The organism is Calothrix sp. NIES-2098 (assembly GCF_963875125.1).
GTDB lineage: Bacteria > Cyanobacteriota > Cyanobacteriia > Cyanobacteriales > Nostocaceae > Aulosira.
On record NZ_CAWNKJ010000001.1, the window covers coordinates 3,106,530 to 3,121,187 of the forward strand.

A 14,658-nucleotide genomic window follows, 5' to 3' on the forward strand; every position below is an offset into this window, starting at 1 on the left:
GGAGGGATAGAGAAGGATAAAGGAAAAGATAATTATGTCTTTGCTTTTCACCCTGATGTTTACCTTAGTTACCAGAAAGCTAAGAAAATTAATATTAATTATGAATTCTGGAATATCAATTATAAAACTAATGGAGTGTAGCATTTACTATATGATGTCGCAAGCACATTTGAGGTGAAATAAGTTGAGAATTGAAAATTCATTATTAGCGTTTATCTATAAACTAAAATTCTCCTATCCCTAATGGTTTCAGTCATAGGGACGCTAGTACCGCTGTGCGGAATTCAAAATCCAAAATCCAAAATGGAAAATGCATACTCCGTAAGCTTTTCATCGATTTTGAATGGTTGCTTTACTTCCGCCAAGCCGTACAGCAATAGCGTCCCTAACAAGAAATGGAATTCTTAATTAATTTTGAATTTTTAGTCTTTCTTGTAAAGCTGCGCGTGCGTGTTCTCGATCGTCAAAGTGGATTTTTTCTGTACCGAGAATTTGGTAATCTTCATGACCTTTACCAGCAAGTAACACTCCATCGCCTGGTTGTGCTTGTAAAATTGCAGTGCGAATTGCAGCAGCGCGATCGCCAATCACTGTGGGATGAATCGTTTCAGGAATTCCGGCCAAAATATCTTGTAAAATCTTTTGTGGGTCTTCTGTACGGGGATTATCTGAAGTCACCACGGCTACATCAGCTAATTCGGCAGCTATTTTCCCCATTTTCGGGCGTTTAGTGCGATCGCGATCGCCACCACAACCAAACACACAAATCATCTTCCCAGGAATAAACGGACGAGCCGCTTTCAGGAGATTCTCCAAACTGTCTGGTGTGTGGGCATAATCCACAATCACGCTGATGTCTTGATTGGGAATTACCTGTACTCGTTCCATCCGTCCGGGAACCCCAGGAAATTCAGAGATTGCAGCTGCAACTAACTGTAAATCTAAACCCAAGTGTAAAACTGCACCAACTGCTGCTAACAGATTTTCTAAATTGTATTGACCAACTAAAGGCGAACGAAAAGCTACATTCCCCTTAGGTGTATGTAATGTCCCACTCACACCGTTAGGCTCGTAATTGAGATCGCTCATCCAAAAGTCAGCATTGGCATTGTTAACGCTGTAACTCCAAACTTTTTCTGGACTCAACGCGCCAATTAATCGCTTACCATAAGGGTCATCAGCATTAATTATTGCCCGTCCTTTGAGATAATCTGGACTAAACAATAATGCTTTTGCCGCAAAATAATCTTCCATATCGCGGTGAAAGTCTAGGTGGTCTTGGGTGAGATTGCTAAACACCGCCACCTCAAACTCACAACCCAACACGCGACCTTGAGCCAAAGCATGGGAACTAACTTCCATCACCCCATACTCACAACCAGCATCTACAGCTTGTGCTAGCTGCTGTTGCAGTTCCACCGCGAACGGTGTAGTGTGGACAGCCGTTTCGGCAAAACCCGGCCAGCGCGTATAAAGAGTCCCCATCAAAGCTGTGGGTTGATTTGCTTTCCCCAACAGAAATTCAATCAAGTGTGTAGTTGTGGTTTTACCGTTAGTTCCGGTAACACCCACTAGTTTGAGTTTTCGTCCGGGATAACCGTAAAAAGCACCTGCTAATTGGGCGCAGGCTTTAGTCATATCGCTAGCGCTAATGACAACAGCCTCGCTAGTGGGAGGATTTTTCTGCACAGCTTGGGGAGATACAACTGCTGCTACCGCACCCGATGCGATCGCACTTTGCCAAAATTCTCCCCCATCTACCCTTGTTCCTGGCATCCCAATAAACAAATCTCCCACACCACACGCATGGGAATTGGTTTTCAAGCCCTGCACTTCTGCATCCGCCAACGCAGGATGCTTAGGTAATTGCTCTACACTGTCTATCGCTGCTAGTAATTCCCGCAGTTTCATGTTGTGAACCTCGTCACCCGCTTTTCTTGCGCTTATTCTGCATTATTTTAATCATTTGATAAATACTTACGCAGCATTTGCTCCAACTGCTGCACGCTAGCACGAGGTGAAGGACGTGGCAAAGGTTTCTCGTTAGTATCTGCTGGGTTTGATAAATATAAAACTGGCACCTCATACTGATACGCCAAAAACCAATCCTCACGAGTGGTAATATCGCGAATTTCCAACTCCAACGCCAGATTTTGGATTTTCTCTAACTTTTCCTGTAACCCCTCGCATAAATGACATCCTGGTTTGCTATATAAAATTAATCGCATTTGCTGACATCCCCGCGACAATTCTCATTTCTACAAGCGATCGTAGGCGCTGACAGTTTGAAATTGATGATACGTTTAATTAAACTAGCTGCAAATAGAGTCACAAGAGATGCGATCACTATGACTCAAATTAAATCTCAAATTACACTACAAGAATTCCTCGCGCTACCAGAAGAGGATATCACTTACGAATTAGTCGATGGCGAAGCAAAAGCCAAAATGTCACCCAAAAGATTCCATTCTCGGCTAACAGGCGCAATTTACACGCTTTTATTACTGGGAGCGCAAAATCTTGGTGAGGTTGGTATTGAGTGGGCAGTTACTTTAAAACGTCAGGGTAGGGATTGGGTGCCGATACCAGATTTACTTTATGTCTCTTATTCTCGGTTGGCAAGTGAGCTAATCGAAGATGAACCCTGTCCTATACCTCCAGACTTAGTTATTGAAATTATCTCTCCCGACCAAAGCTTTGGTGAAATGAGCGCCAAAGCTACAGATTATCTCGATGCAGGTGTCATGAGAGTTTGGGTTGTGGATGCGAGAGCTAAAACAATAACTATTTTTTATCCTGATGCACGACCTCAAACAAAAAGCGGTGAAGATAGTTTAGAAGATTCTCTGTTTGCATGGCTGCAAATTACACCGCAACAAATTTTTCAACAAGCAGGAATTCCCTAAACATTTTGAAACAAGGGCTTTATTACTCTTGGTTGTGAGCGATCGCCTAATTATCAGGTTTTGATAACATAGCTGATACATTTGTTAATAATTTTCGATAGTGATAATTGACTATTTCTATCATTAGCCAAATATTTCAGCGCGCGATCGCCTCAAAAGTGCAACGCTTCCAGCCTTAGTATATTCAACCAAAATTAAGGTATTCTTTTACGTATAAAATCAAATCATATTGTATATAAATTTTTATAATGTGCAAAAATATCTAAGCATGTAATTTCAATTAACATAATTAGCAGGCTTTACCAGTTACACACGTTTAAGTGCATCTACCTTTTTATACAACTATGAAGGTAATTTTACTGAATGAAATTTACTGAGTACTCACATGATTTAGAAACAAGAATTGCCGAAGAAAGTTTGCTACATCGAATAACAACCCGAATTAGGCAATCACTCGAACTGAAAGAGATATTAACGACAAGTGTTGCAGAAATCCGTGGATTTTTGGGCACAGATCGAGTAATGGTGTATCAATTTGACAGCGACGGTAGTGGAGAAGTCGTAGCTGAATCTATACATAAACAGCAACTACCATCACTGTTGGGGCTGCACTTTCCAGCTAGTGATATTCCCCAAGAAGCACGCGATCTGTTTTTACGAGCGCGTCAGCGTTCAATCGTGAATGTGGCTAGCGGGCGAATTGGACTATCGCCCTTAGACAGCCCAGAAACAGGAAAATCTCTCAGTAATGAGAATCTCTACTACCGAGCAGTAGATCCTTGCCATATTCAATACTTAACAGCAATGGGCGTGCAATCTTCGCTAGTGGTGCCAATTTTACATCACGACCCGAAAGAGCAATCAGCAAAACCGCGACTGTGGGGATTGTTGGTATCGCACCACAGTACACCCCGCACCGTGGGGAAACCAGAACTGCAATTAGTGCAGCAAGTAGCAGATCAAATCTCAGTGGCAATCGCTCAAAGTTACCTACTCAACCAAGTTCGTGCAGAACAGGAGCGAGAAGCTATTACCAACCGCCTGACGACGCTGTTACACGCCTCACCGACAATTCAATTCCAAACCGCACTAGAAGCAACTATTGCAGCCTTGGATGGCATAGGCGGTAGAATTTACATTGAGCAAAGTGCAGAATTATACACGTGGGGCGACCAACCAATACTATCAGAGGGGCTAGCAAACATTGTTCTAGAACAGCATCCACTATGGCAAGACTGGATGGTTGAGTGTAAAACAGGTAACATCTGGGCAATTAACGATCTCTACAAAGAACCTCATTGGCAAGAACTGGCTCCCCTATTCCAGCCAACTAAGATTCGCGGTATGTTAATCATTCCCCTTAGCTACCGTCAAACTTTTATCGGCATTTTAACTATTTTTCGTCCTGAATTTGATAGGGAAATATTGTGGGCAGGACATCGCGATCCGAATGAGCAACAAAGGCTACCTCAGCTTTCATTTGCAGCTTGGCTAGAGCAAAAAAAAGGACAAGCACCTGAGTGGAAACCTGAAGAAATCTCAATCGGGCGAGCTCTAGCGGATCAATTTGCGATCGCAATTCAGCAACAGCAAATGTATCATGAAGTGCGAATGCTGAATGCCAATCTAAAAAGTTTAGTAGAAGAGCGCACAGCCCAATTACAACAGGCTTTAGATCTGACGAGGATAGTTAAGCAAGTTTCCGATCAAATACGTAGCAATCTAGACTATAAGCTTACCTTGCAAACTCTCGTACAGGAAGTGCGGAAGTTGCTGAAAACAGATCGGGTATTGATTTACAAAATTCTTGGCGAGTTAGAAGGTGAAGTGATTGTTGAAGATGCAGGCAGTAACTTGCGTTCTCTTTTAGGAATGAAAACACCATTAGAATGCTTTCCTGAAGAATCTGCCCGTCTTTACTTGCGCGGAAGAGTGCGAGCCATCAACAATACAACCTCAGAAGATTTAACTCCCTGCCATCGAGAGTTTTTATTGAGTCTTCAGATTAAAGCAAATCTCATTGTACCAATCAAGATGGGTACGCAGTTATGGGGTTTAATTATTGCCCATGAGTGTTTTGCTCCGAGAAATTGGCGCGATGCAGAAATGGATTTGTTACAACATCTCGCAGATGAAGCCGTTCTTGCCATTCAGCACGCACAACTCTACGAAACCAGTCTGGCTGCGGAATCTGCTGCTACAGCGCAAGCTGAACAGCTAGCTCAAGCTCTCGAACAAATCAAAAATACACAAGCACAACTAATTAAAAGTGAAAAAATGTCCAGCTTAGGACTATGGGCGCTGGGTGTAGCACACGAAATCAAAAATCCTGTTAACTATATCTCCACCAGTCTATCTGACATCAGCTATAGCACCCAAAAACTGTTAGAAATGTTGCGTTTGTATCAGTTGCACTATCCTGAACCCGACGGTGAAATTAGCGATCGCGCACAATCCATAAATCTGCATTTTCTCATCAACAAGCTACCTAAAATCTTGTTATCAATGAAATTACAAGTTGAACGCATCAACTCGATGATGTTATCGTTACGCAATTTTTCTTACGAGGATGCGATACCGATGAAATCTGCTGAGGATTATAGAGAATAGGGCATTAGAAGCGGCAGAGGGGCAGAGGGAGAGGGAGAGGGAGCAGGGGAGAAGCTCAGATGCTACTCCTTTGTCTATTTCATATAGATAACTTTTCTTCACATAACTGTAGGCGATCGCTAAACATAAAAATTACAAATTGTAAAAGCCCCTCTTGCTTTGAGAGGAGCTTTGTAAAGTTTATTTGCTAAATATTGTTGTAGTTTTATTAAAACACGCTCATGATGGTGATAATGCTAGCGCTTGTCAACATGATGATAGCGCCCATAAATATAGATACACCCAAATTACCTGAGGTTTTAGAGTCGTTCATTTTATTGAAATCCCTGTAAAGTTAAGGATTCATTAAGAATATCAATATCGGTATTTTATATCCATATATATACGGAAAAAATTAAAATTACGTAATGTTTCTTAGTAAATGCTGTGGCATTTACTTACATAAAAATACTGGCAAAGGTGAATCGCTGACGAAAATCAAGATAAAGAGGGAAGATTTGAGGCTATGGGAAGCAATTAAAACCGCCCTGAAGATAGTAGTTCGATTGATGGTGCGCTAATAAAATTTTGAGGCTACCGCCGGAACTACTATTTTGCTAGGACGATTTTGGAAAAGATGATAAGTAAGTCGGTGAGAAAAAACCAAACTATGTAAAGAAAAGTACAATCTCTGTATTTGGCTCGTAGTCGCGCTTTAGCGCTAAAGCGCGACTACAAACAAGTGATGATTATTTATACCGACTTACTTAGAGGAGTATTGTAAATAACGTTTTAGCCTAGAACAACAACTTAGAATCTTTATCTAGTAAAGGTTGTAGCCGTTGTAAACCACAAAATTCAAGTGGTGAGAGTGTCAACCAGATAAATTAAACAGGTTCAGGAATTGTTTGGGGTATTGGTTCGGGAACTGTTTGCGGAATCGGCCCGGGTACAGGCTGGGGAATAGGCGCAGGTACGGGTTCGGGTACAGGACCCGGTATGGGTTGGGGAATGTTTGGCTCTGGTACGGGTTCAGGACTGGGTAGGGGATTTGGTACGGGATTGGGAATTCCAGGTTCGGGTATAGAAATAGCAATAGGTTTAATCATGGAAAGTCTCAATTAAATTACTCGACCTTCCCAACCTAGATGACAATTTAAGCTACTGACATCTCCCTAAATAGCTAAGTGGTAGGCGTAATTAAAAATAACTGGCGAAGGTTGTCATTAAAATTTAATGCACAACTTTAGTCGTGTCATTCCACTACGAGATTTATGCCCGTTGTGCGCCTGGTTGCCCGTTTTGTACTACAAACGAAGCTAGAGTACTAATAGAAGCATTAGGACTAATGATAGTTGATACAGCACGGTAATCGCTCTGCCAGCGTTCTGGCGTCAGCTTGCAGCGGACGTAGCCGCGAGAAGCGCCATCAAAGAATTTTGTGTGAGGATTATCTATTAAGGCGGCTTGAACTGGGGCGATAAATTCGGCAGGAAAATCAGAGGAGATTGAGGTTCCGACAAACTCTGTACCAACTGTAATGGAGGCTGGGTTGTTGAAGTCTGCTTTGAGGTCGTGTACCCAACTAGCGTGGAAGTCTCCGGTAATTACCACTGGGTTGGAAGGTTGGCGCTGTTGCAGAAAGTTCAAGAGTCGATTTCGCGCTGCTACGTAGCCATCCCACTGATCCATGATGAATACTCCGATATCGGGGCGAGGATCGAAATCATATTCAGCTAGCATAGTTTGTTGAGCTATTACATTCCAACGCGATCGCGATTTATCTAACCCTTGAAATAACCACTGCTCTTGCTCTTTCCCCGTCATCGTAGCATTGGCATCAAAAGCTTGGACGCAACGGGGTTTTATTCCGTCATTACAAGGTTGGTCAGTGCGATACTGGCGGGTATCCAAGACATTGAACTCAGCCAAATCACCGAAAGTCAACCGCCGATAAAGTTGCATATTTGACTTGTTGGGCAGAGAAGACTCCCGTAATGGCATATGTTCGTAGTATGCTTGATAAGCATTAGCTCGCCTAATTACAAATGCTTCCTGAGTTTGGTTATCTCCAGGTATTAAGTTAGCGTAGTTGTCATCAACGTCATGATCGTCCCACGTTACTATCCAAGGAAAGGCAGCATGAGCCGCTTGCAGATTCGAGTCGGTCTTGTATAAAGCGTAACGGTTACGATAGTCGATAAGGGAGAAGGTTTCCGGACTGTTATGTTGGCGTGCTCCTCCGGGTTGGGAGGCGGATTCGTAAATATAGTCACCAAGATGCACAACCAAATCAAGTTCTTCTTCAGCTAGATGTCGATAAGCTGTGTAATAGCCGTTTTGCCAATCTTGGCAGGAAACAAAGGCAAAGTTAAGCTGTTTGAGAGAACGGTGGAATGCGCCAGCTGTGCGAGTTCGTCCAATGGGACTAACTTCATCACCTACTCTAAACTGATACCAGTACCAACGCTCAGGCTCCAACCCACGCACATCAACGTGTACTGAATGTGCTAGTTCTGGAGTTGCTAAGGCTTTACCTTTTTGCACAACTTTTTTCATATTGTCATCAAGCGCAACTTCCCACCGCACTACAACATTTTCTAATGGCATTCCCCCACCATTGAGGGGATTGGGAGCTAGTCGCGTCCATAACACCACACCATCCGGTAAAGGATCGCCAGAGGCGACACCGAGGCTAAACGGATAGCCAGAAAGCTTAGGTTTTGCTATTGCTGGACGCCATTGGCTAGTCATCGCTAACCCTGTGAATAATCCTGCACCTAACAAAAAACTCCGGCGTCTGCAACGATGCTTGAGTAGGCGATCGCAATGCATGAATTCCATATTCACCCCTCGTCAAAAAGTTTCTCTGTTTTTATAGTCGAACCTAACAACGCCCAATCAAGCAACGTTTAATATAATGTTAATTTTGGCTATAAAATCATTACTTTCTGACTAAAAGGCGTATCTTTGGCGTAAATTCTCAAAATACTCTATGGTAGATAAGCAAATCGTCAATTTTATCAGCGGACACCTCGACTTAACACAGGCAGAATTTGATTTGCACTACCGCTGTTTGATTGATAATGCTCTAGAACAAAATCAAAGCTTTATTGTGGGAGATGCGCGAGGTGCAGACTTGCTCGCACAGCAATATCTTTTTGGGAAAACAGAGGCGGTTGTTGTCTACCATATGTTTACAAGTCCCCGAAATAATGTAGGATTTTCAACTCGCGGTGGATTTGAAAGTGACGCAGAGCGAGATGCACAAATGACACGTGATTCTCATCAAGATATTGCTTGGGTAAGACCAGGTAGAGAACGGTCTGGAACCCAGGCGAACCTAGATAGACGCTTCACAGGATAATTGGCAGTGTTGTAGATTCTCTTCACATTCTCTGCGGTTTTTTCTCCAAAATGCTCAATCAAAATCAAACGCCATTAATAGACGCTTTAAAAGCTTGTGCAACAAGTCCCCACGCTCCTTTCTATACTCCCGGACATAAGCGCGGACAGGGAATTGCTCAACCTTTGGCTGATTTGCTAGGTAAAGCTGTATTTGGCGTTGATTTAACAGAGTTAGGAGATTTAGATAATCTGTTTGCACCCCAAGGAGTAATTCAACAGGCGCAACAACTAGCAGCTGAAGCTTTTGGTGCTGCACAAACATGGTTTTTGGTCAATGGTTCTACCTGTGGTATAGAAGCAGCTATTCTCGCTACTTGTGGCACGGGTGATAAAATTATCCTGCCGCGAAATGTGCATTCTTCTGCGATCGCTGGTTTAATTCTTTCCGGTGCGATACCGATTTTTCTCAATCCTGAATATGACGCAGTTTTAGATATTGCCCACAGTATTACACCAACTGCTGTGCAAGCTGCTCTACAACAGCATCCCGATGCCAAAGCGGTGTTGGCAGTTTATCCCACATATTACGGTGTGTGTGGAGATTTAGCAGCGATCGCTCAAATTACTCATCAATACAATATCCCATTACTCGTGGATGAAGCCCACGGCGCACACTTTGCCTTTCATCCCGAATTACCTACCCCAGCCTTAACAGCAGGTGCAGATTTAACAGTACAATCCATCCACAAAACGCTGGGTGCAATGACGCAAGCTTCCATGCTGCACGTTCAAGGCAACAGGATAAATATTGACTGTGTAACGAAAGCTTTGCAATTAGTCCAGTCTACCAGCCCCAGTTATGTACTTTTAGCCTCCCTTGATGCTGCGCGTCAGCAAATGGCAATGGATGGCAAGCAGTTAATGTCTCGGACTTTGCGACTGGCGGATCTAGCCAGAACTAAAATTAGCCAAATTCCTGGATTATCAATTTTAGAGATTCCCCACAGTCAAACACCTGGCTTTGTAGCTTTGGATAGAACACGCCTCACTGTCACCGTTTCTGGCTTAGGTTTAACCGGATTTGAGGCTGAGGAAATCTTGGATGAAAAATTAGGCGTTACGGCTGAATTTTCATCGCTGCAACATCTCACATTTATTATTAGTCTCGGCAATATCCAAGCTGATATTGAGCAATTAATTCAAGGTTTTACTACCTTGGTTGAGATCGCCCCACCCCCAGATGAAAAAAACAAGCTAATTTTATGGGATGATACTTTTAATCTGGGTCATACTGTGCAAATTTCTCCCCGTGAAGCTTTTTTCACACCTACAGAAACTTTACCTCTAGAAAAAACGAGCGATCGCATCTGTGCAGAAATCGTCTGTCCCTATCCCCCAGGAATACCCGTGTTAATGCCGGGAGAATTAATTACCAAACCTGCAATTGAATATTTGCGATACATCCAAGCCAGAGGTGGATTGATTACTGGTTGCCAAGATTTCAGCCTCACATCCCTGAAAGTTCTCAAATTGTAGAGACGTTACTTTATGACTTACGCAAGTGTCTAGTGATTTAAGTTGAGACTTGTGGACTATAGACTATTGACTGTTGACCACTCTAACCTTTATTTAGTATGCCAATTGCGTAAGTCCTAATGATTGTACGAGTAGATTTAACGCACACATTATAGATATTGCCAACAAGTTTTGTGATTTTCACCTAGGAGAAATTTTATGAAGGCTTACGAACTTACAAATAATACGGGAATTGATGCACTCACATTAGTCGATCGCCCCGAACCTAAACCTAATTGTGGGCAAGTTTTGATTCGAGTGAGAGCTACATCTCTAAATTACCGCGATTTGTTGGTTGCAGAGGGAGCCTATGGTTCGGGAGTCAAATATCCCCTCATCCCCATGTCTGACGGTGCGGGAGAAGTGGTGGCGGTAGGGGAAGGCGTGACACGAGTAAAAGTAGGCGATCGCGTAGCTGGTACTTTCTTCCAAGACTGGATTGCTGGCTCTTTAACTAGAGAATCGATGAAGTCTGATTTAGGCGGCGCTATCGATGGAATGTTAGCTGAGTATGTTGTTTTACACCAAGATGGCTTGGTAATTTTGCCCGATCATCTATCCTACGTACAAGGTGCAACTTTACCCTGTGCAGCCGTCACAGCTTGGCACGCACTCGTGAGCAAAGGTAACATTACTGAAGGTAACACTGTATTATTGCTCGGTACAGGTGGAGTATCTACTTTTGCGCTATTATTTGCGAAGTTATACGGTGCTAGAGTAATTATCACTTCTAGCAGCGATGAAAAATTGGCAAAAGCTCAAGATTTAGGTGCAGACGAAACAATTAATTATAAATTAACGCCAGATTGGGAAAAGAAAGTCTACGAACTGACTAATCGCACAGGTGTAGATCATGTAGTAGAAGTAGGCGGTACGGGTACGCTAGCGAAATCTTTGCAAGCAGTCAGAATTGGCGGACGTGTCAGCTTAATTGGTGTGTTATCAGGCAGAGGAGATGCGATTGACCCCATGCCAATACTCTTCAAGAGTATAACTCTTCAAGGCATTTATGTAGGCAGTCGCAAGATGTTTGAGGCGATGAATCACGCCATTCAAGAGAATAAATTGCAGCCAGTTATTGATAGAGTTTTTCCATTTTCTCAAGCACAAGCAGCATTCAGATATCTCAAAAGTGGCGCGCACTTTGGCAAAGTAGCGATTGAAATTGATTGAACTTCTAGGTAATTAATAGTAGGCATGACTTACCAAAAACGGGATATGGTGGTAATGCCTACCCTACTAACTGAAGCTCCTAATTGCTATTGCACATTCACCAAAAAATTAGCAGTAACAATTTGGCCATTACGATTAAATTGTCCCCAAAGTTTATAGTCTCCCGGTTTTGGGAAACTAGTTATAAAATGAACTTCTCCATCTGGCGTATCTTTCATAGCATGAGCATGAATATAGTCTGCTCTGGTTAATGGCGATGTGCGTTTGATAATCACTAAATGTCCTCTTTCACCTAAATAAGGCTGCAAATCTTTAATTGGTTGCTTAGTAGCAGTATCTTGTAAATTAAAAATAACGTGGACTTCTTGCCCAGCTTTCAACGTAGGTTGAGAAAATTTGAGATTAGCTTGAGTATTACCAAAAGTATTACTGGTAGAAAAGTCAATTTTGGGCGTATTAGGTGCTTCACCTGGAACTTTTGCTGTTAATAAGGAAACTTGTTCGGCTTTTCCTGCTGGTTTGTAATCAATAAAAAGGGTGTAATTACCAGGATGGGGAAAATTATTTTGGACTTCAAAGCGTCCATTACCTTTGTAGGTAGGATGAATATGATTAAAGCTATCGAGAGTATCGCTAACAATAATGAGATGCATTAATTGTTCTTGGAATTTATCAAAATTAGCGATCGCTTTCCCATTCTTGTCTTGAACATCAATTATTAATGGTACAGGAGTTTTGGGCGCGATCGCTCCCTTTACAGTTAGCTTGGCAATAGCCGTAGGTTCTGACTCTGCTTGTCCGCTATGATGCTCGTGACTATTTGCAGCCCCGTCCATTTGATGGTGTTCCTGAGCAACAGCAGAACCAGAGGTTGATTGTTCGCTAGATTTAAATTGTGATGCGCAACCTTGAGTTAAGAAAAGAGTGGAAGTAATAGCAAGTGCAGTAAATAACAGCTTCATTTTGTTTAAATTAATTCACAACAAACGAGCGATTCTCGATGAGAAAATCTGCTTGTAAAGAATACCACTTATAAGTAGAAATCTAGCTAATTTACAGACAGCATTTGACCTGTACGCAACCAAATTGCTAATTCTGCTGGTGGTTGAACTTGCTCTAAATAACTTCTTAGTTGTTCTCCTTCAAGAATTTCTGTGCGTAGTAAGTCTTGAGTCATTTCTTCCAATAAAGAACGATTTATCTCTAAAATGCGTAAGGCGATATGATGTGCCCCGTCTATAATATCTTTCACTTCTTGGTCGATTGTTTCCGCTACTTTTTCACTGACAGCGCGACGCGGATTAGAAAATCCATCGAGAAATTGCTGCTGTACTTTTTCTAAAGCTACAGGCCCTAATTTTTGACTCATCCCATAAAGAGTGACTATGCGTTCGGCTAAATCTGTGGCTTTTTGAATATCATCACTAGCTCCAGTAGAAATTTTACCGATAAAAATCTCCTCAGCTGAACGTCCTGCAAGTAAAGTGGCAATTCGACCGCGAATTTCATCTTCTGCCATTAAAAAGCGGTCTTCTTCTGGTAACTGCAAAGTATATCCCAAAGCTCCCACACCACGGGGAACAATCGAAATTTTCTCAACTTTACCAGCCCCAGGCATTAAGGCTGCTACAACAGCATGACCTGCTTCGTGATAAGCAACGGTTCTTTTCTCCATCTCGTTGAGGACGCGGGATTTTTTTTGCAACCCCGCAATCACTCGTTCAATGGCTTCATTAAAATCAGTCATCTTGACGGCTTCCCGATTATGACGGGCTGCAAGTAAAGCAGCTTCATTCACCAAATTAGCTAAATCTGCGCCTGCAAATCCCGGCGTGCGGGTGGCTATAGCTCCTAAATCTACATCTGCTGCTAAGTTGACTCCTTTGACATGGACTTTGAGAATTGCTTCCCGTCCCTGTTTATCTGGTCGGTCTACGGCTATTTGGCGGTCAAAGCGACCAGGGCGGCGTAAAGCCGGATCTAAAACCTCTGGACGGTTAGTTGCAGCGAGGATAATCACCCCAGTATTGGCTTCAAATCCATCCATTTCCGTCAAAAGTTGGTTGAGAGTTTGCTCTCGTTCATCATTCCCGCCCATATTCGGCCCGCCGCCAGCGCGAGATTTACCTAAAGCATCTAATTCATCGATAAAGACGATGCAAGGAGCTTGTTTTTTGGCTTGTTGAAATAAATCTCGTACTCGTGCTGCACCAACACCAACAAACAACTCAATAAACTCAGAGCCGGAGATACTAAAAAATGGTACTCCTGCTTCTCCGGCTACAGCCTTCGCCAACAGAGTTTTACCTGTTCCGGGTGCGCCAATTAACAACACGCCTTTGGGGATTTTGGCTCCAATGCGAGTATATTTGGCAGAATTTTTGAGAAACTCGACAATTTCTTCTAGTTCTTCTTTGGCTTCGTCGATACCAGCGACATCAGCAAATGTCACCCCAGTGTCACCTTCAGCATAAATGCGAGCTTGACTTTTGCCAACTGTGAGTGCTGCACCAGCGCCAGCTTGAGCGCGGTTTAAGAGAAAGCTCCAAAGAGCAATAAAAATCAATGGTGGAATCACCCAGCCGAGGATGGTAGCTAAAATGCTACCGCCATCGGGTGGTTTGGCTCCAAATTCCACATTTTTATCTTCCAGTAACTTTGGTAAGTTCTGGTCATTGGGTATGGGTGTGGTGACATACAATTTTGGCCGAGATTGCTGATTTTGTGGCTGCTCTGCCTTTTGGGTATACTCAATCTGGTTTTCACCCACCAAAACCTTACTAACTTTGCCTTCTTTGACATCTTTGAGAAATTGGCTGTAGAGAACCTCAGTTTTTGAGGGACGTATTCCCGGAGCAATAAAAAAGTGCAGCAACAGCCAGAAAAATAGGAGCATCAGCAAACTACCGCCAAAATGATGCGGATTTGGGGCCTTGGGTTTGCCATCTTTTTCCACAGGCATAGTGATTCTCCAAACTTGGCTAATTCAGCTGCGATCGCATCTTAACTATAGTCCTTGCCATAGAAGCATAGCTTGAGCAACCAACTACCTCTGCGACCTTCCTCA

The 14,658-nt window shown here is 42.8% G+C and carries 11 protein-coding genes; 5 read left to right on the plus strand and 6 right to left on the minus strand.

Features of this window, described 5'->3' with window-relative positions; translation table 11 throughout:
* Window positions 1-408: 408 nt before the first annotated feature.
* Both AACU33_RS13055 and AACU33_RS13060 read right to left on the minus strand, forming a co-directional pair.
* Window positions 409-1,911 carry a UDP-N-acetylmuramoyl-L-alanyl-D-glutamate--2,6-diaminopimelate ligase gene (locus AACU33_RS13055; RefSeq protein WP_096589016.1) on the minus strand — a complete coding sequence of 501 codons (1,503 nt, stop codon included), beginning with the start codon at window positions 1,909-1,911 and terminating at the stop codon, window positions 409-411.
* Window positions 1,912-1,958: 47 nt separating this feature from the next.
* Window positions 1,959-2,228 (minus strand): glutaredoxin family protein, encoded by a 270-nt coding sequence (locus AACU33_RS13060; protein WP_096589018.1) that lies wholly within the window; start codon window positions 2,226-2,228, stop codon window positions 1,959-1,961.
* Window positions 2,229-2,348: 120 nt separating this feature from the next.
* Between AACU33_RS13060 and AACU33_RS13065 the strand changes: the two genes are divergently transcribed.
* Complete coding sequence (locus tag AACU33_RS13065) at window positions 2,349-2,906, plus strand: Uma2 family endonuclease (RefSeq protein ID WP_096595242.1); 558 nt, start codon at window positions 2,349-2,351, stop codon at window positions 2,904-2,906.
* A gap of 363 nt (window positions 2,907-3,269) precedes the next feature.
* Window positions 3,270-5,516 carry a GAF domain-containing protein gene (locus tag AACU33_RS13070; protein ID WP_096589020.1) on the plus strand — a complete coding sequence of 749 codons (2,247 nt, stop codon included), beginning with the start codon at window positions 3,270-3,272 and terminating at the stop codon, window positions 5,514-5,516.
* An 866-nt stretch (window positions 5,517-6,382) separates the two neighbouring features.
* On the opposite strand, the gene AACU33_RS13075 is transcribed toward AACU33_RS13070, so the two are convergent.
* Together AACU33_RS13075 and AACU33_RS13080 are read right to left on the minus strand one after the other, a co-directional pair.
* Window positions 6,383-6,604 (minus strand): hypothetical protein, encoded by a 222-nt coding sequence (locus AACU33_RS13075; RefSeq protein WP_096589022.1) that lies wholly within the window; start codon window positions 6,602-6,604, stop codon window positions 6,383-6,385.
* A gap of 163 nt (window positions 6,605-6,767) precedes the next feature.
* Complete coding sequence (locus AACU33_RS13080; protein WP_096589024.1) at window positions 6,768-8,339, minus strand: alkaline phosphatase D family protein; 1,572 nt, start codon at window positions 8,337-8,339, stop codon at window positions 6,768-6,770.
* Between the two features lie 151 nt (window positions 8,340-8,490).
* Here AACU33_RS13080 and AACU33_RS13085 point away from each other — a divergent pair, with 151 nt between their 5' ends.
* The 3 genes from AACU33_RS13085 (at window position 8,491) to AACU33_RS13095 (ending at window position 11,591) form a co-directional block, all read left to right on the plus strand.
* Window positions 8,491-8,862, plus strand: a complete 372-nt coding sequence (locus AACU33_RS13085) for a hypothetical protein (RefSeq protein WP_096589026.1) — start codon at window positions 8,491-8,493, stop codon at window positions 8,860-8,862.
* 50 nt (window positions 8,863-8,912) lie between these two features.
* Window positions 8,913-10,379, plus strand: a complete 1,467-nt coding sequence (locus tag AACU33_RS13090; RefSeq protein WP_096589027.1) for an aminotransferase class I/II-fold pyridoxal phosphate-dependent enzyme — start codon at window positions 8,913-8,915, stop codon at window positions 10,377-10,379.
* Between the two features lie 198 nt (window positions 10,380-10,577).
* Window positions 10,578-11,591: a zinc-dependent alcohol dehydrogenase family protein gene (locus tag AACU33_RS13095; protein ID WP_096589029.1), complete on the plus strand. Its 1,014-nt coding sequence runs from the start codon at window positions 10,578-10,580 to the stop codon at window positions 11,589-11,591.
* An 86-nt stretch (window positions 11,592-11,677) separates the two neighbouring features.
* Here the strand turns inward: AACU33_RS13095 and AACU33_RS13100 are convergent, their stop codons facing one another.
* Window positions 11,678-12,553, minus strand: coding sequence for a hypothetical protein (locus AACU33_RS13100; protein WP_096589031.1), 876 nt, complete (start codon window positions 12,551-12,553; stop codon window positions 11,678-11,680).
* Window positions 12,554-12,639: 86 nt separating this feature from the next.
* Window positions 12,640-14,553, minus strand: coding sequence for an ATP-dependent zinc metalloprotease FtsH (gene ftsH / locus AACU33_RS13105; RefSeq protein ID WP_096589033.1), 1,914 nt, complete (start codon window positions 14,551-14,553; stop codon window positions 12,640-12,642).
* Between the last annotated feature and the right edge of the window lie 105 nt (window positions 14,554-14,658).